Here is a 21,833-nt window from a genome sequence, read left to right as displayed (position 1 = left end):
TTTTTTCGACGGAATGGCTGCAGGCTACAACGTCGTAGCCTGGCCAGAAAGCAGCAAGATCAATAGGATGCACGGTGACAGCAGGGGGCAGGCGTTGGTGTGTTTGGCGACTGCCAATTTACCTGCTTCCCTGTCTGTCAATCCGCTCTTCCCCACGATCCCGCGAAGAACCTTTTTATTTGCCGGCAAGTTCAGCCGAACTTGCAGCGTAGGCGGGCGACTGTATATAGTCCGCCCCGTGCCGCTGGCGGCACATCGACGCGCTACCGCCCGGATGGCGAAATCGGTAGACGCAGGAGACTTAAAATCTCTCGGCCGCAAGGTCATGCCGGTTCGAGTCCGGCTCCGGGCACCATACAAGTCGTTCTGTCTCTGCAAGGCAGTGCGACAAACCGAGGAACCGGCCCTTGCGGCCGGTTTTTTGTTGTCCGGGCTCGCTGGCTTGAGCCTGGATATCCAGCGGCGATGCCGTCAATGGTCGTCTTTGGTTTTCGCAGTCAGGGGCACGCCCATGAGCAATGGACAACAACAACCGCGCTGGACCTCGAGTCGGATCAGGGATGGCATCGAGGAAATCCACATCCGCAAGTGGAACTTCTTCATCGACTACATCCAGGAAGCCTTCTCGCCGGGTTGCGGCTGGGTCCATCGTGGGCATCGCAAGGACTACTACAAGCTCGAGTCGACCATCGATCGCAAGATCGCCGACAAGTCCAAGACCGAAGAGCTGCGCCGCCAGCAGCTGGAGCGCTTCAAGATGGCGATCCGTGGCAAGCGTGGCGCCAACCCGCCGCAGTACGAGGAGCCCCTGGAGTGGTGGGCGCTCGGCCAGCACTTCGAGCTGCTGACGCCGTTGCTGGACTGGACGCACTCGCCCTATACCGCGGCTTTCTTCGCCTTCGCCAATACCGGCAAGGACGACACCCGCAAGCGCATCATCGTGTCGCTGAACAAGAACGAGGTGGAGGGCTGCCCGGGGCTTGCGCGTACGGTGCGCTTCTATACGCCCAACTCCGACGAGAATGCGCGGGTGATCGGCCAGAACGGCCTGTTCTCTTACTCGGAGTCCGGCGAGGAGCTGGAGTCGCTGATCGCCGAGGCGTTCGCCGGCTCGAAGAAGGCGGTACTGAAGAAGGTCTACCTGCCCAACGCCGAGCGCATCAGCGTGCTGCGCGGCCTCGAGCAGATGAACATCAACCATCTGACCCTGTTCCCCGACCTCAGCGGCGCCAGCAACTACGCCAACATGCAGTTCGAGCTCTACTCGCGGGCCGGCGAGGTCGAGGCCGCCGAGCGCCAGGCCGGCTGAACTCCTTCAGCGCCGGTGCACCGACTGTCCCGCGGCGAAGGTCTCGCGCACCGCGCGGTCGTCGCCGAGGATGGTCAGGGCGAACAGGGTTTCCGCGAGGCTGCGCGACTGCGCCAGGCGGTGCTCGAGCAGCGGGGTGGCCTTGAGGTCGAGGACCACGAAGTCGGCGTCCTTGCCCGGCAGCAGGTTGCCGATCCGCTCGTCCAAATAGAGCGCGCGGGCGCCGCCGAGGGTGGCCAGGTACAGCGCCCTGAATGGATCGAGCCGCTGGCCCTGCAGCTGCAGCACCTTGTAGGCCTCGTTGAGGGTGGCTAGCGCCGAGAAGCTGGTGCCGGCGCCGATGTCGGTGCCCAGGCCGACGCGCACGCCGTGGGCGTCCATCCGCGCCAGGTCGAACAGGCCGCTGCCGAGGAACAGGTTGGAGGTCGGGCAGAAGGCCACCGCCGAGCCGCTTTCGCCCAGGCGCCGGCATTCGGCGTCGCATAGGTGGATGGCGTGGGCGAACACTGAGCGCGCGCCGAGCAGGCCGTGGTGGTCGTAGACGTCCAGGTAGCCGCTGCGCTCGGGGAACAGCTCCTTCACCCATGCGATCTCCGCATGGTTCTCGGCCAGGTGGGTGTGCAGGTAGAGCCCCGGGTACTCGCGCAGCAGGCGGGCGGCCAGATCGAGCTGCTCGGGCGTGCTGGTGGCGGCGAAGCGCGGGGTCACCGCGTAGTGCAGGCGGCCGCGGCCGTGCCAGCGCTCGATCAGCGTCTTGCTCTCGTCGTAGCCGGAGGCGGCGCTGTCGCTCAGCTCCTCAGGGGCGTTGCGGTCCATCAGCACCTTGCCGGCGATCATGCGCAGGCCGAGCCGCTCGGCCTCTGCGAAGAAGGCGTCCACCGACTGCGGGTGCACGGTGCAGAACACCAGCGCGGTGGTGGTGCCGTTGCGCAGCAGCTCCCGGAGAAAGAACGCCGCCTGCTCGCGGGCGTGCGCCGGGTCGGCGAAGCGCGCCTCGGCGGGGAAGGTGTAGGTCTGCAGCCAGTCGAGCAGCTGGGCGCCGTAGGAGCCGATCACCCCGACCTGCGGGAAGTGGATGTGGGTGTCGACGAAGCCGGGGACGATCAGCGCGTCGCGGTATTCGCTGACTTCCACGCCTGCCGGCAGGCCAGGCAGGAGTTCGGCCGCATTGCCGATTGCCTTCACCCGACCATCCTCGACGACCAGCAGGCCGTCCGCGAAGTACTCGCAGGCGGCGCCGCCGACCTCGTGCGGGTCGGCCAGGCAGTGCAGCAGGGCGGCGCGGTAGGCGTGCATGGTGTGGTCCTTCAGCGGTGGCACTACGCTCATGATGGTGGCCGGGGCGTCGCATGGGAACCCCGTTGCCCGGATTGACGTCAGCGGGGCTGCTGCGTATACAGGCCGCCCCTCAATATCGGGATGCACAGGAGCGATCATGCAGGACGATTTCGACGCGGACGGCTACGAGCCGGAGCACGACCAGTACCTCGACAACGACGAGGAGTCCTCGCCGCTGTTCGCCGACGAAGGCGATTTCGACGATGAGGAGGACGCGTCCGGCGACCGCGACGAGCTGGACCCCGACGACGAGGAAGTGTCGGACGAGGACTACGACAGTCCGCACTGGGACGATCTGTAGGGCGCTCCCGCGCTACACGGGATGCTCCTCGGCCCGCGTCGTCGCCCTGAGTTCACTGCACGGATCGCCGTTGTAGCTGGCGATGATCTCGCCGGCCACGGCGATGGCGATCTCCATCGGCAGCTTGCCCTTCACCTGGGGCAGGCCGATCGGGCAGCGCAGCCGCGCGAGCGGCCCGGCGGCGATGCCGCGCTCGCGCAGACGGTGCTCGAAGCGGGCGCGCTTGGTCTGCGAGCCGATCAGGCCGCACCAGGCGAAGTCGCCGCGGCGCAGGATGGCTTCGGTCAGCTGCAGGTCGAGGGCGTGGTCGTGGGTCATGACGATGAAGTGGCTGCCGGGCGGCATGCGCTCGACCTCCTCGAGCGGTTCGTCGTTGACCACCCTTGCCACTCCGGGCGGGATCTCGGCGGGGAACTCGCTTTCGCGCGCATCGACCCAGCGCAGCTGGCAGGGCAGGGCGGCGAGCAGCGGGGCGAGGGCGCGGCCGACGTGGCCGGCGCCGAACAGGGCGATGCGCGCCTGCGGCCGGCCGAGCGGCTCGAACAGCAGCACGGTGGCGCCGCCGCAGCACTGGCCGAGGCTGGCGCCGAGGCTGAAGCGCTCCAGCTGCGGCGCCTGCGCGCCGCGCTCCAGCATGTCGCGGGCGATCTGCATGGCGCGGTATTCCAGGTGCCCGCCGCCGATGCTGTCCCAGGCGCGCCCGCCGGATACCAGCATCTTCGCTCCGGCGCTGCGCGGGGTGGAGCCGCGTTCCTCGATGACGGTCACCAGCACGCACGGCTCGCCGCGCCGGTGCAGCTCGGCGAGGGCGTCGATCCAGCCGTTCATGGGCGTGCCTCCCTGAGCTTGTCGATGGCCCACAGCACCCGTTCCGGCGTGGCCGGGGCGTCCAGCTCGGCGTGCAGGCGGTAGTCGGCGAGGCTGGCGATGGCGTCCTTGATCGCGCACCACACCGAGATGGCCAGCATGAACGGCGGCTCGCCGACCGCCTTGGAGTGGAACACGGTGTCCTCGGGGTTGCGGCGGTTCTCCACCAGCTTCACCCGCAGGTCGGCCGGCACGTCGCCGGCGGTGGGGATCTTGTAGGTGGATGGGCCGGCGGTGAGCAGGCGGCCGCGCTCGTCCCACACCAGTTCCTCGCAGGTCAGCCAGCCCATGCCCTGGACGAAGCCGCCCTCGACCTGGCCGATGTCGATGGCCGGGTTCAGCGAGGCGCCGACGTCGTGGAGGATGTCGGCGCGCAGCAGGCGGTGCTCACCGGTCAGGGTGTCGATGACCACCTCGGCGCAGGCCACGCCGAAGGCGAAGTAGTAGAAGGGGCGGCCGCGCGCCTGCTCGCGGTCGTAGTGGATCTTCGGCGTGCGGTAGAAGCCGGTCGCCGACAGCGACACCTGGCCCATGTGCGCCGCCCTGGCCAGTTCGGCGAAGTCGAGCCACTGCGCGCCGACGCGCACCCGCCCGCCCGCGAACTCGATGGCCTCCTCAGGCTCCTGCCAGTGCCTGGCGGCGAATTCCACCAGGCGCTGGCGGATGGTCAGCGCCGCGGCCTGGGCCGCCTTGCCGTTGAGGTCGGCGCCGCTGGAGGCGGCGGTGGCCGAGGTGTTGGGCACCTTGGCGGTGCTGGTGGCGCTGATCTGGATGCGCCCGATCTCGACCTGGAACACCTCGGCGACCACCTGGGCGACCTTGGTGTTGAGGCCCTGGCCCATCTCGGTGCCGCCGTGGTTGAGGTGGATGCTGCCATCGGTGTAGACGTGGATCAGCGCGCCGGCCTGGTTGAGGAAGCTGTTGGTGAAGCTGATGCCGAACTTCACCGGGGTCAGCGCCAGGCCCTTCTTCAGCACCGGACTCTGCGCGTTGAAGGCGCGGATTTCGGCGCGGCGGCGGGCGTACTCGCAGCTCGCCTCCAGCTCCGCGGTCATTTCATGGAGCACGTTGTGCTCGACGGTCTGGTGGTAGTGGGTGACGTTGCGCGTATCCGTACCGTAGTAGTTGCGCTTGCGCACCTCCAGCGGATCGAGACCGAACTGGCGGGCGATGCGCTCGATGATCTCCTCGATGACCAGCATGCCCTGCGGGCCGCCGAAGCCGCGGAAGGCGGTGTTGGAGGCATGGTTGCTGCGGCAGCGATGGCCGGTCACCCGGGCATCGCCCAGGTAGTAGGCGTTGTCGGCGTGGAACATGGCGCGGTCGACGATGGCGCTGGACAGGTCCGGCGAGTAGCCGCAGTCGGCGGCCAGCTCGATACGCACGCCGTGCAGGCGGCCATCGGCGTCGAAGCCGACCTCGTAGTCGCTGAGGAAGGGGTGGCGCTTGCCGGTCATCAGCATGTCCTCGCGGCGCGGCAGGCGCATCTTGGTCGGCCGCCCGGTGAGGCGGGCGATCACCGCGCACAGGCAGGCCGGGCCGGCGGCCTGGGTCTCCTTGCCGCCGAAGCCGCCACCCATGCGCCGGGTGTCCACCTCGACCTTGTGCAGCGCCACGCCGAGCACTTTGGCGACCAGCTTCTGGATCTCGCTGGGGTTCTGCGTCGAACTGTGGACCAGCATGCCGCCATCCTCGGTCGGCAGCACGGCGCAGGCCTGGGTTTCCAGGTAGAAGTGCTCCTGGCCGCCGCTGCGCAGGCGCCCCGCGAGGCGATGGTGCGCATTGGCCAGCGCCGCCTCCACGTCGCCGCGCTGCTGGACGTGGCTGGGCGCGACGAACTGCTGACGGCGCAGGGCCTCCTCGATATCCAGCAGCGGCTCCAGATCCTCGTAGTCGATCAGCGCCAGGGCGGCGGCCGCGCGCGCCGCGTCCAGGCTGTCGGCGGCCACCGCCAGCACCGGCTGGCCGACGTACTGGACCACGCCGTCGGCCAGCAGCGGATCGCCCGGCAGCACCGGGCCGATGTCCAGCGCGCCCGGCACGTCGGCGCTGGTGATGACGCAGGCCACGCCGGGGATGCCGTAGCAGGGGGCGGTGTCGATGCCGAGGATGCGCGCGTGCGGCCGGTCGGAGAGGAGCGCGTAGACGTGCAGCTGGTTGGGGAACTCCAGGCGGTTGTCGACGTACTGCGCCGCGCCGCTGACGTGGCGGGCGGCGCTCTCGTGGGGCACCGGCTGGCCGACGCCGCTGTGCAGGGCGGAGCGGAACTCGGCTTGCGGGTCGAAGGTGCGAGGGTCAGACATGGTCGGTCACCCGGGTCGGCAGGTCGGGCTGGCTGGTCTCGATCCAGGCCTTGCGCAGCAGGTTCTGCGCCACGCGCAGGCGGTAGGCGCGGCTGGCACGCAGGTCGTCGAGCGGATCGAAGTCCTGCTCCAGCGCGCTGGCGGCGCGCTTCACGGCCGTCTCGCTCCACGGATGGCCGAGCAGCGCCTGCTCGCATTGCGTGGCGCGTTTGGGGATCGCCGCCATGCCGCCGCAGGCGATGCGCGCCTCGCGCACCAGGCCGTCGTCGATCTGCAGGTGGACGGCGGCGCACACCGCGGAGATGTCGTCGTCGAGCCGTTTCGACACCTTCCAGGCGCGGAACAGCTGGCCCGGCTGCGGGCGCGGCACCAGGATGCGCTCGATGAACTCGCCGGGCTGCAGCGCGGTGACCCGGTAGCCGAGGAAGAAGTCCTCCAGGGGGAGCATCCGCCGCCGCTGGCCCTGGCGCAGCAGCAGGCTGGCGCCGAGGGCGATCAGCAGCGGCGCGCAATCGCCGATCGGCGAGGCGTTGCCGAGGTTGCCGCCGAGGGTGGCCTGGTTGCGGATCTGCGTCGAGGCGAAGCGGCCGAGCAGGGCGCCGAAGTCCGGATAGTCGGCGGCCAGCAGCGGCGCGCAGTCGGTAAGCGGCACTGTTGCGCCGATATCGAGGGCGGCCTCGTCGACGACGAGAGTCTTCAGCTCCTCGACCTGGCCGAGGTGGATGGTGAGCGGCAGGCGGCGGTGCTGCTGGGTGATCTCCAGCACCAGGTCGGTGCCGCCGGCCAGCAGGCGCGCCTCGGGGTTGGCTGCGTACAGCGCGGCCAGTTCGTCGAGATCGCGCGGCAGCCGGCAGCGCGCGCCGTCGCCCTCCAGTTCGGGCGTATCCTGCGCGCCGATGGCCGCCAGTTGGGCGAGGATGTCCGCCTCGTGGGCGCTGAACTGGTCCGCGCCGCCCTGGCCCAAGGCCTGCTCGGCGGCGGCCAGGATCGGCCGGTAGCCGGTGCAGCGGCACAGGTTGCCGGCCAGCGCCGCGCAGGCCGCTTCGCGCTCGAAGCCGGCGGCGTTCTTGTACTGGGCGAACAGCGACATGACGATGCCGGGGGTGCAGAAACCGCACTGCGAGGCGTGGCAGTCGACCATCGCCCGCTGCACCGGGTGCAGGTGCTCGCCCTGCTGCAGGTCCTCGACGGTCAGCAGCTGCCTGCCGTGCAGGCTGGAAAGCAGGGTGATGCAGGCGTTGATCGCCCGGTAGCGCAGGCGTTCGAAGCCGGTGTCGTCCACCACCCGCTCGCCGACCACCACGCTGCAGGCGCCGCAGTCGCCCGAGGCGCAGCCTTCCTTGCTGCCGGTGCGCCGGCGCTGTTCGCGCAGCCAGCGCAACACCGTGAGGTTCGGGTCGAGCCGCTCGATGCGGCACGGTTCGCGGTTGAGCAGGAACTGGATCAAGAACACCTCCCCAGGCTCTTGTCGTGTCCGGACGGGAGCGTCCCGACGGGAATAGGCCTTTCCCTTACTTTCGCTCGAATAACGCCGCCTGTCAGGTATCGGCTGCAGAGAGATGCCGGCCGGAGAGCGGGGGCATGAGCGCATCGGGATGAGTCGCTTGTAACGTAATCGTTACGCGGCGAGCTGTGGGAGGCTGATTCGGCGCAGCTTCCCGGATCTGTAAGGAAAAGCTGCCACTTTGCCCGGCTGGCGCCGCCTCCGTGGCCGCAGACGGCTCTTGTCCGCGCCGCGCACACAGGGTGATATGCGCCCATCGCCGCGTGCGGCAGAACAACAACAAGTGGAGGCGCCATGAACGCTCTCACCCCGATCCGGCATTCCCCCCGCGTCGCGAATGTGACCCCAGCGGCCAGTCGCGCATCCCCTATGGCGCCGAGCGTGCCTCGCCCTCCACGGCCTTGTGCCTGAGCGGAGGTGCAGTCCGATCCATCCCGATCCTCGATACCTAAGGTGTATCCGCCTTGCCAATGCCGCCACACCACAAGCGTGGCGGGTGATTTCTCGTCACGATAAAAACAAGCAGGTGACGCATGTCCCGTGAAAAACCGAAGAACCTCTGGCAATCCCGCTGGGGCTTCATCCTCGCTGCAACCGGCTCGGCCGTAGGCCTGGGCAACATCTGGAAATTCCCCTACATCACCGGCGAATACGGCGGTGGCGCCTTCGTGCTGATGTACCTGGCGTGCATCCTCGCCATCGGCATCCCGGTGATGATGACCGAGATCGCCCTCGGCCGCCGTGGTCGCGGCAGTCCCATCGATGCCATCGCCCGCGTGGCCCGCGAGAACGGCAGCCATCCGCTGTGGAAGGCGGTCGGCGGCATGGCCATGCTCTGCGGCTTCATGATCCTCTGCTTCTACGTGGTGGTGGCCGGCTGGGCCTTCGCCTACACGTGGAAGATGGTCGACGGCTCCCTGGCCGCCACCAGCGTCGATGCGCTGGCCGGCGTGTTCGAGGCGCACAACGCCAATCCCTGGCAGCTGGGCGGCTGGAGCATCGTGGTGTCCCTGCTGACCATCTGGATCGTCGGCAAGGGCGTGCAGGCCGGCGTCGAGAAGGCCTTCCGCTGGATGATGCCGGGCCTGGCGGTGATGCTGCTGGTGCTGGTCGGCTACTCCTGGACCAGCGGCAGCTTCAGCCAGGGCTTCGACTTCCTGTTCACCTTCGACGCCTCGAAGATCACCGGCGAAGCACTGCTGGCCGCCCTGGGCCACGCCTTCTTCACCCTCAGCCTGGCTTCCGGCGCGATCCTGACCTACGGCTCCTACCTGCCGGACGGCCAGTCCATCACCCGTACCTCCATCGTCGTCGCCATCGCCGACACCTGCGTGGCGCTGCTCGCCGGCCTGGCGATCTTCCCGGTGATCTTCGCCAACGGCATGAGCCCGAGCGCCGGTCCCGGCCTGATCTTCATGAGCCTGCCGCTGGCCTTCCAGCAGATGCCGCTGGGCACCGTGTTCGGCGTGCTGTTCTTCGCCATGGTCTCGGTCGCCGCGCTGACCTCGGCCATCTCGATGATCGAGGCGGTGGTCGCCTACCTCAACGAGAAGCACGGCATCAGTCGCGGTCGCGCCGCCATCGGCTCGGGCGTGGTGCTGCTGGTGATCAGCCTGCTGGCCATGCTGTCGTTCAACGTCGGCGCCGAGTGGAAGCTGTTCGGCACCACCCTGTTCGACGGCCTGGACTACGTGACCTCGCGCTGGATGATGCCCCTGGGCGGCATCCTGATGGTGATCCTTGCCGGCTACTGCCTGCGCAGCGACATCATGCGCGACGAGCTGCAGCTGCCCAATGCCGGCTACGCCCTGTGGCTGTTCATGGTGCGCTACGTCAGCCCGGTGATGATCGTCATGGTGTTCCTGCACGCCCTCGGCTGGCTGGGCTTCGACCCGCTGGAGCGCTGGTACTGGATCGCCGGCGCCATCGGTGCCCTGGCCGTGCTCGGCGAGGCGTTCGTGCCGCGCGTGCGCCTGGAGCTCGCCGCGCGCTGAGCCTGCGCCCCTTCGTGGTAACCCCGGAACCCGGCCTCGTGCCGGGTTCTGTCATTTCCGGGGCGCCGCTATACTGCGCGCCCCTTGCGCCGGTCGTGGCAAAACGACCGCGCTCGACCATGCTTGTAGCCGGCAGGCGCAGGCAACCCGTTCACCCGACGTGAATCACTCCGGCGCGTCGGCCCACGAGGCCGTTGCGGCGCCGATCTCCATCCTGAGGGACGCCAGACCATGGACACCCACCCGCATTCGGGCGAGCTGCAGCGCAGCCTGAAAAACCGCCACATCCAGCTGATCGCCCTGGGCGGCGCCATCGGCACCGGCCTGTTCCTCGGCTCGGCCGGGGTCCTGCAGACCGCCGGGCCGTCGATGATCCTCGGCTACGCCATCGCCGGCTTCATCGCCTTCCTGATCATGCGCCAGCTCGGCGAGATGATCGTCGAGGAGCCGGTGGCCGGCTCGTTCAGCCACTTCGCCCACAAGTACTGGGGCGGCTACGCCGGCTTCCTCTCCGGCTGGAACTACTGGGTGCTGTACATCCTGGTGGGCATGGCCGAGCTGACCGCGGTGGGCAAGTACATCCAGTTCTGGTGGCCGGAGGTGCCGACCTGGGCCACGGCGGCGGCGTTCTTCGTGCTGATCAACGCGATCAACCTGACCAACGTGAAGATGTTCGGCGAGGCCGAGTTCTGGTTCGCCATCATCAAGGTGGTGGCGATCATCGGCATGATCGTCCTCGGCCTGTACCTGCTGCTGAGCGGCGCCGGCGGCGAGCAGGCCGCGGTCAGCAACCTGTGGGCGCACGGCGGTTTCTTCCCCAACGGCGTCGGCGGCCTGGTGATGGCGCTGGCCTTCATCATGTTCTCCTTCGGCGGCCTGGAGCTGGTCGGCATCACCGCCGCCGAGGCGGCCGAGCCGCGCAAGGTGATTCCCAAGGCGATCAACCAGGTGGTCTACCGCATCCTGATCTTCTACGTCGGTGCGCTGACCGTGCTGCTCTGCCTGTATCCCTGGGATGCGCTGCTGCAGACCCTCAGCGCCGCCGGCGATCCCTACAGCAGCAGTCCGTTCGTGAAGATCTTCGCGCTGATCGGCAGCGATGCGGCGGCGAACATCCTCAACTTCGTGGTGCTGACCGCGGCGCTGTCGGTGTACAACAGCGGCGTCTACTGCAACAGCCGGATGCTCTACGGCCTGGCCGAGCAGGGCGATGCCCCGCGGGTGTTCATGCGCCTCAACAGGCGCGGCGTGCCGGTGCTGGCCATCGCCGTGTCGGCGCTGATCACCCTGCTGTGCGTGCTGGTCAACTACCTGCTGCCCAAGGGCGCGCTGGAGATCCTGATGTCGCTGGTGGTGGCGGCGCTGGTGATCAACTGGGCGATGATCAGCTACTCGCACCTCAAGTTCCGCGCCAGCAAGGTACGCGAAGGCGTGCAGCCGGGCTTCCCGGCATTCTGGTATCCGTTTGCCAACTACCTGTGCCTGGCCTTCGTGCTGCTGATCCTGGGGGTGATGCTGCAGATCCCGGGGATCAACCTGTCGGTCTACGCCATCCCGGTGTGGCTGCTGCTGATCTGGGGCGGCTATCGCCTGAAGCTGGCGCTGGCGCGCCGCTGAGGTGGAGGGGAAAGCGAAACGGGGCGCCTGTGGGCGCCCCGTTTCGTTACGAGAGGCAGAACCTGTTCACGATCTCGCGAGCTAGAGCCAGGCAAGGCGAACTCGGTCGAGGAAGCGGAGTTTGCTGGGTGCAAATGAGCATTCCGAGACCGAGTTCAACGCAGCATGGCCGACGCGCAGCAGATCGTGGGCAGGTTCTCAGCAGACGCGGGCGATGGCCGCGGCAAGCTCGCCCAGGCGCTGCTCGTCGAGGCCGGCGACGTTGGCGCGGCCGCTGCCGACCATGTACACGCTGGACTCCTCGCGCAGGCGGCGTACCTGCTCGGGGCTGAGGCCGGTGTAGGAGAACATGCCGCGCTGCACGGCGATGTGGGCGAAGCGCTCGGCCAGGCCGAACGGCTGCAGGGCCTCGACCAGGCCGTGGCGCAGGCGCAGCACGCGCTCGCGCATGGCGTCCAGCTCGGTCTGCCACTGCAGCGACAGCACCGGGTCGCCGAGGATCGCGGCGACCACCGCGGCGCCGTGGGCCGGCGGGGTCGACCACAGGTTGCGGGCCAGCGAGGCCAGCTGGCTGCGCACGTCGAGCAGCTTGTCGTGATCGGCGGCGCAGACGATCAGCGCGCCGGTGCGCTCGCGGTACAGGCCGAAGTTCTTCGAGCAGGAGCTGGTGATCAAGAGTTCCGGCAGCTCGGCGGCGAACAGGCGCACCGCCCAGGCGTCCTCCTCCAGACCGTCGCCGAAGCCCTGGTAGGCGAAGTCGATCAGCGGCAGCAGCTCGCGGCGGCGCACCACGTCGAGCACCCGGTACCAGTCGTCGCGCGACAGGTCGAAGCCGGTGGGGTTGTGGCAGCAGGCGTGCAGCAGCACCACGTCGCCACTCGGCACCTGCTCCAGGGCCGCCAGCATCCCTTCGACGTCGAGGCGGTTGTCGGCGCCGACGTAGGGATAGTGGTGCACCGCCAGGCCGGCCTCGGCGAAGATGGTTTCGTGGATCGGCCAGGTCGGGTCGCTCAGCCAGATGCCACGCCCCGGCAGGCAGTGGTAGAGGAAGTCCGCGGTCAGGCGCAGGGCGCCGGTGCCGCCCGGGGTCTGGGTGGTGCCGGCGCGTTGACCGCCGCGTTGACCGGCCAGCAGCGGAGAGTCCTGGCCGAGCACCAGGCGCAGCAGCAGCTCGCCGAACTCGGCGTCGCCGTGGCCGCTGGTGTAGCCCTTGGTGGTCTCGCTGGACAGCAGGCGCTGCTCGGCCAGCTTGACCGCCGCCATGATCGGCGTGCGGCCCTGGGCGTCCTTGTACACGCCGACGCCGAGGTCGAGCTTGGCCGGGCTGGGATCGGCGCGGAAGGCCTCCATCAGGCCGAGGATCGGATCACCGGGCACGCGGGCGACGGACTGGAAGTGACTCATGGATGTTCCTCTGCAGTGGGCCGGCGGTGCGGCCTCTTCTTGGCGTTGTCGGCGCCATGGATACCGCAAGGAGCGGGCATGCGCAGCCGGGGCAGGGGCGGGCGCCGGGCGTGGCAGCGGCGCGTCTGTAATGCCGGCGTTACGGAGCGGGGCTATTGCCCGCCGCTGGCGGCCTTCAGGGGCTTTCATCCGTCCGGCTTGTCACATATTCTTGACGCAAGAATGCGCCGCCAGGCGCTCACCGTCCCGACAACAAGCACAAACCGGGCTTTTCCATGCGTCTCAAGGTTCACTGCCAGAACCGCGTAGGCATCCTGCGCGACATCCTCGACCTGCTGGTCGACTACGGCGTCAACGTCGCCCGCGGCGAGGTGGGCGGCGAGCAGGGCAACGCCATCTACCTGCTCTGTCCCAACCTGATCAACCTGCAGTTCCAGTCCCTGCGTCCCAAGCTCGAGGCCATTCCCGGGGTGTTCGGCATCCAGCGGGTCGGCCTGATGCCCAGCGAGCGGCGCAACCTGGAGCTCAATGCGCTGCTCGGCGCCCTCGAGTTCCCGGTGCTGTCGGTGGACATGGCTGGGCAGATCGTCGCTGCCAACCGCGCTGCCGCCCAGTTGCTCGGCGTGCGCGTCGACGAGGTGCCGGGCATCGCCCTGGCGCGCTACGCTGAGGACTTCGATCTGCCGGCGCTGGTGCGCGCCAACAAGGCGCGGATCAACGGCCTGCGGGTCAAGGTCAGGGGCGACGTGTTCCTCGCCGACATCGCCCCGCTGCAGGCCGAGGGCGAGGACAGCGAGGCGTTGGCCGGCGCGGTGCTCACCCTGCAGCGCGCCGACCGCATCGGCGAGCACATCTACAACGTGCGCCGCCAGGAACTGCGCGGCTTCGACAGCATCTTCCAGAGTTCGAAGGTGCTCGCCGCGGTGGTCCGCGAGGCGCGGCGCATGGCGCCGCTGGATGCGCCGCTGCTGATCGAGGGCGAGACCGGCACCGGCAAGGAGCTGCTGGCGCGCGCCTGCCATCTGGCCAGCCCGCGCGGCAAGGCGCCGTTCATGGCGCTCAACTGCGCCGGCCTGCCGGAGTCGATGGCCGAGACCGAGCTGTTCGGCTACGGCCCCGGCGCCTTCGAGGGCGCCCGCCCCGAGGGCAAGCTGGGCCTGCTGGAGCTGACCGCCGGCGGCACCCTGTTCCTCGACGGCGTCGGCGAGATGAGCCCGCGCCTGCAGGGCAAGCTGCTGCGCTTCCTGCAGGACGGCGGCTTCCGCCGGGTCGGCAGCGACGAGGAGGTCTACCTGGACGTGCGGGTGATCTGCTCGACCCAGCAGGATCTCTCGGCGCTGTGCGCGCGCGGCGAGTTCCGCAGCGACCTCTACCACCGCCTCAACGTGCTGTCGCTGCTGATCCCGCCGCTGCGCGAGTGCCTGGACGGCCTCGATGCGCTGGCCGCGCACTTCATCGACCAGGCCAGCCGGCAGATCGGCTGCCCGCTGCCGCAGCTCGCTCCGCGCGCCCTGGAGCGCCTGCGCCACTACCACTGGCCGGGCAACGTGCGCCAGCTGGAGAACGTGCTGTTCCAGGCGGTGTCACTGTCCGACGGCAAGCTGATCAGGCCCGAGCACATCCGCCTGCCCGACTACGATGCGCCGCAGCCGCTGGGCGCCTTCAGCCTGGACGGCGGCCTCGACGATATCGTCGGGCGCTTCGAGAAGGCCGTGTTGGAAAGCCTGTACCGCGACCACCCGAGCAGCCGCCAGCTCGGCAAGCGCCTCGGCGTGTCGCACACCACCATCGCCAACAAGCTGCGCCAGTACGGCATCGGCGCGGAGAAGAGCTGAGCCTTGCCCTTGCAGGTCGCCGGCGCTGGGCTAGCTTGAGTCGAGGCCGGTCGAGGTTGGGGGGAGAGCCATGAAGACGCTGTTCCTGGTGCGTCACGCCAAGTCGAGCTGGGACGACCCCAGCCTGGACGATCGCGAACGTCCGCTGGCCGAGCGCGGCTGGCGCGATCTGGCGAAGATGGCCAGGCGTCTGGCCAGGCGCGAGGTGCTGCCCGACCTGATCCTTTCCAGCCCGGCGCTGCGCGCGCGGACCACGGCCGAGGCCCTGGCCAGGGCGCTCGGCTATCGGCGCGGCGACATCCGCCTGGACGAGCGGCTGTATGCCTGCCCGGCCGACGACCTGCTCGCCGTCATCCACGGCCTCGACGACCGCTGCAAGCGGGTGATGCTGGTCGGCCATAACCCCGAGCTGGCCGAGCTGGCCCAGCGCCTGGCCGAGGAGATTGCCCGGCTGCCGACCTGTGCCGTCGTCGAATTGCGCTTCGATACCAAGGCATGGCTGGACGTCGGCCACTGCGAGCCGGCGAAGGTGCGGATCGACTATCCGAAGAAGGACAAGGCGTAGGGGCTCAGGGCTTGCCGGCCGGCGCCGGTGACGGCGTTGCCGGCCTGACGGGAGCCGTGCTGGCGCGCAGTGCCTGCGCCACCTTGCGCTGCATCGCATAGCCCGGCGCCTCGACGCTGTCGTAGTCGCGGGTATAGCGCCGGGCGAACTCGGCCACGCCCCATTGCAGGTACTGCTCGACGTGCTTGAGCTCGTGCGCCCAGAGCGCGACGTTGTCCTGGGCGTCCTTCTCGCTGCGGAACACGATGATGTCGATCAGGGTCACCGCTTCCACGTCAGGGTTCTGCAACATGGTGTTGGCCGCGTTGAACTCGGTGTCGTCGCCGACCTTGTAGCGGGCGATCTCCAGCACCTGCATGTCGAAGTAGGGTTCCAGCTGGGCGCGGATATGCAGCGGGATCGGCTGCAGGTTGCCGGCGGCCGCAGTGTTGCGCGACTCCACCAGCCAGGTTTCCAGCCCCGCGGCGGCCATCTGGCCGACGCCGTCGTAGAGCTCGCCCATGTCCTCCTTGCTGCCGGGAGCGCAGAAGCAGGTGAGCACGCAGAGCTCGTGTTGCCCGGCCGGGCATGCCAGCCCGGCAGAGGCGCTGCCGGCTGTCAGGAGCAGGGTGGGGATGAGCAGGTGGCGCAGGAGGACGGCAGGCAAGGGACACTCTCGAGGATGGTCGCGGTCGGCGGCGCGGCTTTGGCCAGCGCTGCGCCCATTGTGCTACGAGCGGTTTGACCGTGGCGACGCAGGTTGGTTGCGGCCGCATGTCCGCAGGGCAGGTGCTGGCGGCTACGGACGTGTCACCGTCAGCGTGAACCAGACGTCCTGCACGGTCTTTTCCTCGGTGATCATGGTGATGCAGTAGTCTCCGGGCTCGACGGGCAGGGACCATTGCGTGCCGAAGCCCAGCCGCACGAAGCGCTTGCCGGTGTTGTCGCCCGCGCAGCTGCCATCGATGCTCACCGCGGCGAAGCGCATGGGCGGCCTGATCTCGGACAGGGCGATGTCGAGCATGCCGGCACGCTGAACGGGAATGTTGATGTTGTAGCCGATCACCCCGAAGCCGCGTGTGCCGGGAAAGCACCAGGGGATCGAGCGTGCGCGCGGTGCATCGGCGGCAAACAGCACCAGCCCGTGTGCGCTTGGATAGGAGGTTCTCAGCCGCTCGCACGCCGAGGACGGGTCGATGACCTGCACGGGCTGCTGGACGTTGCACGAGGCTGCGCCAAGCAGCAGGGCGAGCAACGTCAGGCGGGGGAGCGTGGTCAGCGGTGTCATCGGCGTGCCTCATGTCCGTTGGCGCCAGGCCAAGTATGGACAGACAGCGGGAAGCTTTCCCGGGAAGCAAAAAAACCGCCCGTACCTTGCGGTACGGGCGGCAAACCGGGCACCGCCGACAAAGAATGTGCCCGGACCACTTTGCCTCAAGCGGGATTCTGTTCGGCCCTCGCCGGCTGGATGTGCACCACCTGCACCGGCACCGCCTCGACCGCCGCCGCTTTGGGAGCCTGCGGCTTGGCGTAGCGCTGCGGGGCGAAGGCGTGCAGCAGCTGCGCCTCGCGGGTCCTGACGCGCTCGACGCTGGCCAGCTTGACGTGGCCGTAGCCGCGGATCTCCTCGGCCAGCGCGGCGATGCGCACGGCGGCGTCGAGGTTGTCGGCCTTCAGTTGCGGCAGCAGTTCGCGGATGCGCGCGGCGTACTCCTCGATCAGCCGGCGCTCCATGCGCCGCTCCTCGGTCTTGCCGAACAGGTCCAGCGCGCTGCCGCGCAGGCCCTTGGCCTTGGCCAGCAGCGGGAAGACCTTGGCAAGCCAGGGGCCGATAGTGATCTTGCGGGCGCGGCCGTCCGCGCCCGGGCGCGACAGCAGCGGCGGGGCCATGTGGAACTCCAGGCGGAAGTCGCCCTCGAACTGCGCCTCCAGCTGCTGGCGGAACGCCGGGTCGCTGTACAGGCGGGCCACCTCGTACTCGTCCTTGTAGGCCATCAGCTTGGCGTAGCCGCGCGCCACCACCGGGCTCAGGCGCAGCTTGGCGTCCTTGCCGAGCAGGGCGCGTTCGGCGCTCGCCACCTCGTCGACCAGTTGGCGGAAGCGGCGGGCGTAGGCGGCGTTCTGGTAGTCGGTGAGCAGCAGCTCGCGGTGGGCGACCAGCTCGTCGAAGTCCTCGATCAGGCGGAACTCCTCCACCTCGGCGCTGCGGCTGAGCAGCTGGCGCAGGCCCTGCGGGTTGGCGCGGGCGAGACGGCCGAGGCCGAAGGCGGCCAGGTTCATCGGCACGGCGACGCCGTTCAGCTCGATGGCGCGCTGCAGCGACTCCAGGCTCAGCGGGATCAGCCCGGCCTGCCAGGCGTAGCCCATCAGCAGGATGTTGGCGCCGATGCTGTCGCCCAGGGCGCGCTGGGCCAGGCTCTGTGCGTCGCACAGCTCCAGGCCGGCTTCGCCGACGGCGTGGCGGATCTTCTCCAGTAGCCCTTCGGTCTGCAGGTTGGCGTCCGGGTTCTGCACGAACTCGGCGGTGGGCAGCACGTGGCGGTTGGCGATCACCTTGGTGCGGCCGTGCTTGACGCTCTGCAGGGCGTCGCTGGAAGCGGCCACCACCAGGTCGCAGGCGAGCAGGGCGTCGGCCTGCTGGGTGTCGATGCGCACCTGGTTGAGGCGCTCCGGCACGTCGGCGAGGCGCACGAAGGACAGCACCGCGCCGCCCTTCTGGGCGAAGCCCATGAAGTCGAGCACGCTGGCCGACTTGAATTCCAGGTGGGCGGCCATGCTGATCAGCGCGCCGACGGTGACCACGCCGGTGCCGCCGACGCCGGTGACCAGCAGGTCATAGGGCGCGTTCCAGACGTGGGCGGCCGGACGCGGCAGGTTGTTCAGCAGTTCGGCCAGGGCGCGCTGGCCGGCCTCGGCCTGCAGGGCGCCGACGCCCTTGCGCACGCGGCCGCCCTTGACCGAGACGAAGCTCGGGCAGAAGCCGTTGACGCAGGAGTAGTCCTTGTTGCACGACGACTGGTCGAGCTGGCGCTTGCGGCCCAGCTCGGTTTCCAGCGGCACCAGCGACAGGCAGTTGGAGGCCACGCCGCAGTCGCCGCAGCCTTCGCAGACCGCCTGGTTGATGAACAGGCGGCGGTCCGGGTCGGGGAATTCGCCCTTCTTGCGGCGGCGGCGCTTCTCGGCGGCGCAGGTTTGCTCGTAGATCAGCACGGTGACGCCGGAGGTCTCGCGCAGCTCGCGCTGCACCTTGTCCAGGTCCTCGCGCGGGTGGAAGGCGGTGCTGGCCGGGAAGCGGTCGCGCACCGCGGCGTACTTGGCGATGTCGTCGCTGAGTACCACCACCTTGCGCGCGCCCTCGGCAGTGACCTGCTGGGCGATGGCGTCGACGGTGATGGTGCCGTCCACCGGCTGGCCGCCGGTCATGGCCACCGCGTCGTTGAACAGGATCTTGTAGGTGATGTTGGCCTTGGCGGCGATCGACTGGCGGATCGCCAGGTAGCCGGAGTGGTAGTAGGTGCCGTCGCCGAGGTTCTGGAACACGTGCGGCACCTGGGTGAAGCGCGAGTGCGCCGCCCAGTCGACGCCTTCGCCGCCCATCTGGATCAGGCCGCTGGTTTCGCGGTCCATCCAGTTGGCCATGAAGTGGCAGCCGATGCCGGCCAGCGCGCGCGAGCCTTCCGGCACCTTGGTCGAGCTGTTGTGCGGGCAGCCGGAGCAGAAGTAGGGCGAGCGGCGCACGGCGTCGGCCAGGTTGCTGAGCTGCGACGGCGCGGTGAAGTCGCGGACCAGGTGGCGGCGGTCGAGGCCGGCGGTCTGGCGGGCCAGCCAGTCGGCCAGCACCGGCATGATGCGCGACGGGCGCAGTTCGCCGAGCGCGGAGAGCAGCGGCTTGCCGGCGGCATCCTGCTTGCCGAGCAGGCGCGGGCGCAGCTCGCTCGGCTGGTTGTACAGCAGCTCGCGCAGCTGGCGCTCGATCACCGGCGCCTTCTCCTCGATCACCAGCACCTCTTCCAGACCCTTGACGAAGTCCAGCGCGCGGTTCGGCTCGATGGGGAAGGACAGGCCGATCTTGTAGACGCGGATGCCGGCGCGGGCGAGGTCGTCTAGGGAGATGTCGAGGCGGCGCAGGCACTCGAGGAAGTCGAGGTGCGCCTTGCCGCAGGTGACGATGCCGAAGCGCGCCTGCTCGCAGGCGACGATGGTCTTGTCGATGCTGTTGCTCTTGGCGAAGGCGCGCACCGCGTCGAGCTTGTCGGCCTGGCGGGCTTCCAGCTGCAGCGAGGGCAGGTCCGGCCAGCGGTAGTGCAGGCCGCCGGTGGGAGGGGTGTAGTCCACCGGAGCGTCGAAGCGGGTCTGGATGCGGTCCAGGTCGACGGTCGAGCCGCTTTCCACCACCTCGGACAGCGCGGTGAAGCCGACCCAGGCGCCGGAGAAGCGCGACAGCGCCCAGCCGTACAGGCCGAACTCGAGGTATTCGGCGATGGTCGCCGGGGACACGGTCGGCACGCTCCAGGCCTGGAAGGCCAGGTCGCTCTGGTGCGGCATGGACGAGGATACGCAGCCGTGGTCGTCGCCGGCGACGATCAGCACGCCGCCGTTGGGCGAGGAGCCGTAGGCGTGGCCGTGCTTGAGGGCATCGCCGGCGCGGTCGACGCCCGGGCCCTTGCCGTACCAGTAGGCGAACACGCCGTCGACGGTGCGCGCGGGGTCGGACTCGACCTGCTGGGTGCCGAGCACCGCGGTGCCGCCGAGCTCTTCGTTGATCGCGGGGAGGAATTCGATCTGGTTGTCGGCCAGCAGGCGCTTGGCCTTCCACAGCGCCTGGTCGACCATGCCCAGCGGCGAGCCGCGGTAGCCGCTGATGAAGCCGGCGCTGTTGAGGCCGCGCGCGCGGTCGAGGGCGCGCTGCATCAGCGGCAGACGGACCAGCGCTTGGGTGCCGGTGAGGAAGATCTGCCCGCTGGTGGCTTCGAGGCTGTCGCTCAGGCGGTAGTCGCTGCGCAGCTGCACGGTGCTGGCGCGCTCGGTCGCATGGGTCATTGTTGTTGTCCTGCGAGGGGTTGTTCTGTGGGGAATAGTGTTCCCCAGCGCAGGCGGTTTTTTGTTTCTCTTTTTCCCTGCATGGCGGTAGATTCGAGAAAAAATGAATCGCCATATCGGTAAAAGGAGAATCCTATGCTCGACAAGTTCGCTCGCCAGCTGCTCCGCGAGTTGCAGCGCGACGCCCGGCAGACCATGCAGCAGCTCGCCGAGCGGGTCGGCCTGTCGACCACGCCCTGCTGGCGGCGCATCAAGGAACTGGAGGAGGAGGGGGTGATCCGCCGCTACACGGTGCTGGTGGATCGCGAGAAGGTCGGCCTGCAGAACTGCGTGTTCGCCGAGGTGGCGCTGAGCCGCCACGCCGGCGACGTCACTGCCGAGTTCGAGGCGGCGGTGGCCGCCACCCCGGAGATCGTCGCCTGCTACGCCACCACCGGCAAGGCCGACTACCTGATCAAGGTGGTCACCAGCGACATCAAGGCCTACGACGAGGTACTGCAGCAGCGCATCTTCCGCCTGCCCGGGGTGGCCAGCGTGCACACCAGCGTGGTGCTGCGCGAGGTGAAGAACGAGGTGAGCCTGCCGTTGTGAGGGGCAGGCCGCTGCGGCCGGATCGGTACGCGGCGCGTGCTACCACAGCCGATACGAGGCGTCCTCGTTCCCCTCTTCGGCTTGCGGCTGCGGAGGTTGCGCCTCCCGCTCGGGCGCGGCCAGCGCTGGCGGCTCCTCATCCCGCAGCGGCTGCATGGCGCGCTCGGCGAGGCTGCTCTCGATCTGTCCGGAGATGTGGTTGACCCCGGCCAGCACACCGGTCTCGGGGTTGTGCAGCAGATCGAGCCATTCCTCGTCGAAGGTGGCGTGCAGGTTCTGGCGCAGCTGGTTCTCCATTTCCGGACGCTGTTTTTCGCGCAGCATGGCGGTGAAGCCCGTCGTGCCCAAGGAAATCAGCATGCCTGCCACCCGTCCGACCGCTGCCGAGATGGCGCCTGCGACACTCCGGGTGGTGAGTTCGGTCACCAGCGTTTCACTGGTTTGCCGCGCCACGGAGGATATGCCGGCATCGGTCGTCCAGTCGCCGGAGCGTCCGGGCGTGCTGTGCAGGCGAGCGACCAGGGCCGCATAGGCCGGCTGGCCGTCGATGGGTTCGGCGCGGGCAAGCTGGTAGAGCGACGCGTTGTGGGCGGGGGGCGGTGCCAGCGCGATGGCGGGAATCTCCTGGAGGTGGCCGTCGAACTGGTCCAGGGGAACGCCGTAGCGTGGCGGCATGCCCTGCAGGTGTTCGCGGAGCAGGCGGATGTAGAGTTGCACCGTCTGTCCCGTGATCCAGTCGGGGTTGATCTCCCGGGCGACGGGGGCCAGCACGCGGTCGTGGTATTGCTCCTGCAGATAGGCAGCCAGACGCTCGACCGTCGGGTCCCTTTCTCCCCCGGCGTTCAGCTTGTACCAGGTCACCTTCATGGACAGCCATTGGCGGGTCCAGTAGCCGGAAAACCAGGGAATGAACGCTTCGTCGGTGCGCTGGTAGATGCGCTCCCGCCAGCGCTGCATGACGTCGCGGGCGTAATCCGAGGACTGCGCCCGGGCGTCCAGCGACGCGGCCGCGATGTCGCCGTCGATCTGCATCCAGGTGCTTTGCGGAACTACCACCGCAGGCGGGGGAGGGGGTGGCGGCTCGCGAGTGGCGCAGCCGCTCAGCGCCGTCAGCAGGACGACGATCAGGGCGCACAGCAGCGGGGTCGCCGGGGCCATGAACCGACTCGCCGGCGCCTGCCCGCTC

The 21,833-nt window shown here is 68.9% G+C and carries 16 protein-coding genes and 1 tRNA gene; 8 read left to right on the top strand and 9 right to left on the bottom strand.

Annotated elements, in window-relative coordinates; genetic code table 11:
* Window positions 1-268 precede the first annotated feature (268 nt).
* Together RA210_RS11640 and RA210_RS11635 are read left to right on the top strand one after the other, a co-directional pair.
* Window positions 269-355: transfer RNA gene (locus RA210_RS11640), tRNA-Leu, on the top strand.
* A 156-nt stretch (window positions 356-511) separates the two neighbouring features.
* Window positions 512-1,309: an FRG domain-containing protein gene (locus RA210_RS11635; RefSeq protein WP_201486557.1), complete on the top strand. Its 798-nt coding sequence runs from the start codon at window positions 512-514 to the stop codon at window positions 1,307-1,309.
* 6 nt (window positions 1,310-1,315) lie between these two features.
* Here RA210_RS11635 and guaD read toward each other — a convergent pair whose 3' ends face one another.
* Entirely contained in the window at window positions 1,316-2,605 is a 1,290-nt protein-coding gene (guaD, locus tag RA210_RS11630; protein ID WP_201486559.1) for a guanine deaminase, read from the bottom strand.
* Window positions 2,606-2,744: 139 nt separating this feature from the next.
* On the opposite strand from guaD, the gene RA210_RS11625 reads away from it, so the two are divergent.
* Entirely contained in the window at window positions 2,745-2,948 is a 204-nt protein-coding gene (locus RA210_RS11625; RefSeq protein WP_201486556.1) for a hypothetical protein, read from the top strand.
* Between the two features lie 12 nt (window positions 2,949-2,960).
* Here the strand turns inward: RA210_RS11625 and xdhC are convergent, their stop codons facing one another.
* Genes xdhC through xdhA form a run of 3 tightly spaced genes read right to left on the bottom strand, consistent with a single transcriptional unit; the run spans window position 2,961 to window position 7,565 of the window.
* Entirely contained in the window at window positions 2,961-3,776 is an 816-nt protein-coding gene (xdhC, locus tag RA210_RS11620) for a xanthine dehydrogenase accessory protein XdhC (protein ID WP_201486555.1), read from the bottom strand.
* Entirely contained in the window at window positions 3,773-6,118 is a 2,346-nt protein-coding gene (gene xdhB / locus RA210_RS11615) for a xanthine dehydrogenase molybdopterin binding subunit (protein ID WP_201486554.1), read from the bottom strand. The genes xdhC and xdhB overlap by 4 nt, the downstream gene beginning before the upstream one ends.
* Window positions 6,111-7,565, bottom strand: coding sequence for a xanthine dehydrogenase small subunit (xdhA, locus tag RA210_RS11610; protein ID WP_201486553.1), 1,455 nt, complete (start codon window positions 7,563-7,565; stop codon window positions 6,111-6,113). Before xdhA ends, xdhB begins: the two co-directional genes overlap by 8 nt.
* A gap of 590 nt (window positions 7,566-8,155) precedes the next feature.
* Between xdhA and RA210_RS11605 the strand changes: the two genes are divergently transcribed.
* Complete coding sequence (locus RA210_RS11605) at window positions 8,156-9,616, top strand: sodium-dependent transporter (RefSeq protein ID WP_136488331.1); 1,461 nt, start codon at window positions 8,156-8,158, stop codon at window positions 9,614-9,616.
* Window positions 9,617-9,847: 231 nt separating this feature from the next.
* Complete coding sequence (locus tag RA210_RS11600) at window positions 9,848-11,233, top strand: amino acid permease (RefSeq protein ID WP_201486552.1); 1,386 nt, start codon at window positions 9,848-9,850, stop codon at window positions 11,231-11,233.
* Between the two features lie 198 nt (window positions 11,234-11,431).
* On the opposite strand, the gene RA210_RS11595 is transcribed toward RA210_RS11600, so the two are convergent.
* Window positions 11,432-12,637: an amino acid aminotransferase gene (locus RA210_RS11595; RefSeq protein ID WP_201486551.1), complete on the bottom strand. Its 1,206-nt coding sequence runs from the start codon at window positions 12,635-12,637 to the stop codon at window positions 11,432-11,434.
* A 275-nt stretch (window positions 12,638-12,912) separates the two neighbouring features.
* Here RA210_RS11595 and RA210_RS11590 point away from each other — a divergent pair, with 275 nt between their 5' ends.
* Window positions 12,913-14,472, top strand: a complete 1,560-nt coding sequence (locus RA210_RS11590) for a sigma-54-dependent transcriptional regulator (RefSeq protein WP_201486550.1) — start codon at window positions 12,913-12,915, stop codon at window positions 14,470-14,472.
* Between the two features lie 70 nt (window positions 14,473-14,542).
* The gene (locus tag RA210_RS11585) at window positions 14,543-15,037 is read left to right on the top strand and encodes a SixA phosphatase family protein (protein ID WP_201486549.1); all 495 of its coding nucleotides are present in this window, start codon (window positions 14,543-14,545) and stop codon (window positions 15,035-15,037) included.
* A gap of 4 nt (window positions 15,038-15,041) precedes the next feature.
* Here RA210_RS11585 and RA210_RS11580 read toward each other — a convergent pair whose 3' ends face one another.
* The 3 genes from RA210_RS11580 to RA210_RS11570 all read right to left on the bottom strand — a co-directional run bounded on the left by RA210_RS11580 (window position 15,042) and on the right by RA210_RS11570 (window position 20,056).
* Window positions 15,042-15,683, bottom strand: coding sequence for an eCIS core domain-containing protein (locus RA210_RS11580; protein WP_236574724.1), 642 nt, complete (start codon window positions 15,681-15,683; stop codon window positions 15,042-15,044).
* A gap of 132 nt (window positions 15,684-15,815) precedes the next feature.
* The gene (locus RA210_RS11575) at window positions 15,816-16,304 is read right to left on the bottom strand and encodes a hypothetical protein (RefSeq protein WP_201486548.1); all 489 of its coding nucleotides are present in this window, start codon (window positions 16,302-16,304) and stop codon (window positions 15,816-15,818) included.
* A 146-nt stretch (window positions 16,305-16,450) separates the two neighbouring features.
* A complete protein-coding gene (locus tag RA210_RS11570; RefSeq protein ID WP_201486547.1) occupies window positions 16,451-20,056 on the bottom strand; it encodes an indolepyruvate ferredoxin oxidoreductase family protein in 3,606 nt (1,201 codons plus the stop codon).
* 135 nt (window positions 20,057-20,191) lie between these two features.
* Between RA210_RS11570 and RA210_RS11565 the strand changes: the two genes are divergently transcribed.
* Window positions 20,192-20,647, top strand: a complete 456-nt coding sequence (locus tag RA210_RS11565; RefSeq protein WP_201486546.1) for an Lrp/AsnC family transcriptional regulator — start codon at window positions 20,192-20,194, stop codon at window positions 20,645-20,647.
* Between the two features lie 39 nt (window positions 20,648-20,686).
* Here the strand turns inward: RA210_RS11565 and RA210_RS11560 are convergent, their stop codons facing one another.
* The gene (locus tag RA210_RS11560) at window positions 20,687-21,805 is read right to left on the bottom strand and encodes a hypothetical protein (protein ID WP_178084034.1); all 1,119 of its coding nucleotides are present in this window, start codon (window positions 21,803-21,805) and stop codon (window positions 20,687-20,689) included.
* Window positions 21,806-21,833 lie beyond the last annotated feature (28 nt).

Source organism: Pseudomonas sp. OF001 (genome assembly GCF_904426495.1).
Lineage (GTDB): Bacteria > Pseudomonadota > Gammaproteobacteria > Pseudomonadales > Pseudomonadaceae > Geopseudomonas.
Note: the sequence above shows the minus strand (reverse complement) of the source record. Positions and strands in the feature narration are given on the sequence as shown.

Bases quoted from the DNA above. Each gene is read 5' to 3' on its own strand.
- RA210_RS11635 (WP_201486557.1), top strand. From the start codon at position 512: ATGAGCAATGGACAACAACAACCGCGCTGGACCTCGAGTCGGATCAGG.
- guaD (WP_201486559.1), bottom strand. From the start codon at position 2,605: ATGCACGCCTACCGCGCCGCCCTGCTGCACTGCCTGGCCGACCCGCAC.
- RA210_RS11625 (WP_201486556.1), top strand. From the start codon at position 2,745: ATGCAGGACGATTTCGACGCGGACGGCTACGAGCCGGAGCACGACCAG.
- xdhC (WP_201486555.1), bottom strand. From the start codon at position 3,776: ATGAACGGCTGGATCGACGCCCTCGCCGAGCTGCACCGGCGCGGCGAG.
- xdhB (WP_201486554.1), bottom strand. From the start codon at position 6,118: ATGTCTGACCCTCGCACCTTCGACCCGCAAGCCGAGTTCCGCTCCGCC.
- RA210_RS11605 (WP_136488331.1), top strand. From the start codon at position 8,156: ATGTCCCGTGAAAAACCGAAGAACCTCTGGCAATCCCGCTGGGGCTTC.
- RA210_RS11600 (WP_201486552.1), top strand. From the start codon at position 9,848: ATGGACACCCACCCGCATTCGGGCGAGCTGCAGCGCAGCCTGAAAAAC.
- RA210_RS11595 (WP_201486551.1), bottom strand. From the start codon at position 12,637: ATGAGTCACTTCCAGTCCGTCGCCCGCGTGCCCGGTGATCCGATCCTC.
- RA210_RS11590 (WP_201486550.1), top strand. From the start codon at position 12,913: ATGCGTCTCAAGGTTCACTGCCAGAACCGCGTAGGCATCCTGCGCGAC.
- RA210_RS11585 (WP_201486549.1), top strand. From the start codon at position 14,543: ATGAAGACGCTGTTCCTGGTGCGTCACGCCAAGTCGAGCTGGGACGAC.
- RA210_RS11575 (WP_201486548.1), bottom strand. From the start codon at position 16,304: ATGACACCGCTGACCACGCTCCCCCGCCTGACGTTGCTCGCCCTGCTG.
- RA210_RS11570 (WP_201486547.1), bottom strand. From the start codon at position 20,056: ATGACCCATGCGACCGAGCGCGCCAGCACCGTGCAGCTGCGCAGCGAC.
- RA210_RS11565 (WP_201486546.1), top strand. From the start codon at position 20,192: ATGCTCGACAAGTTCGCTCGCCAGCTGCTCCGCGAGTTGCAGCGCGAC.
- RA210_RS11560 (WP_178084034.1), bottom strand. From the start codon at position 21,805: ATGGCCCCGGCGACCCCGCTGCTGTGCGCCCTGATCGTCGTCCTGCTG.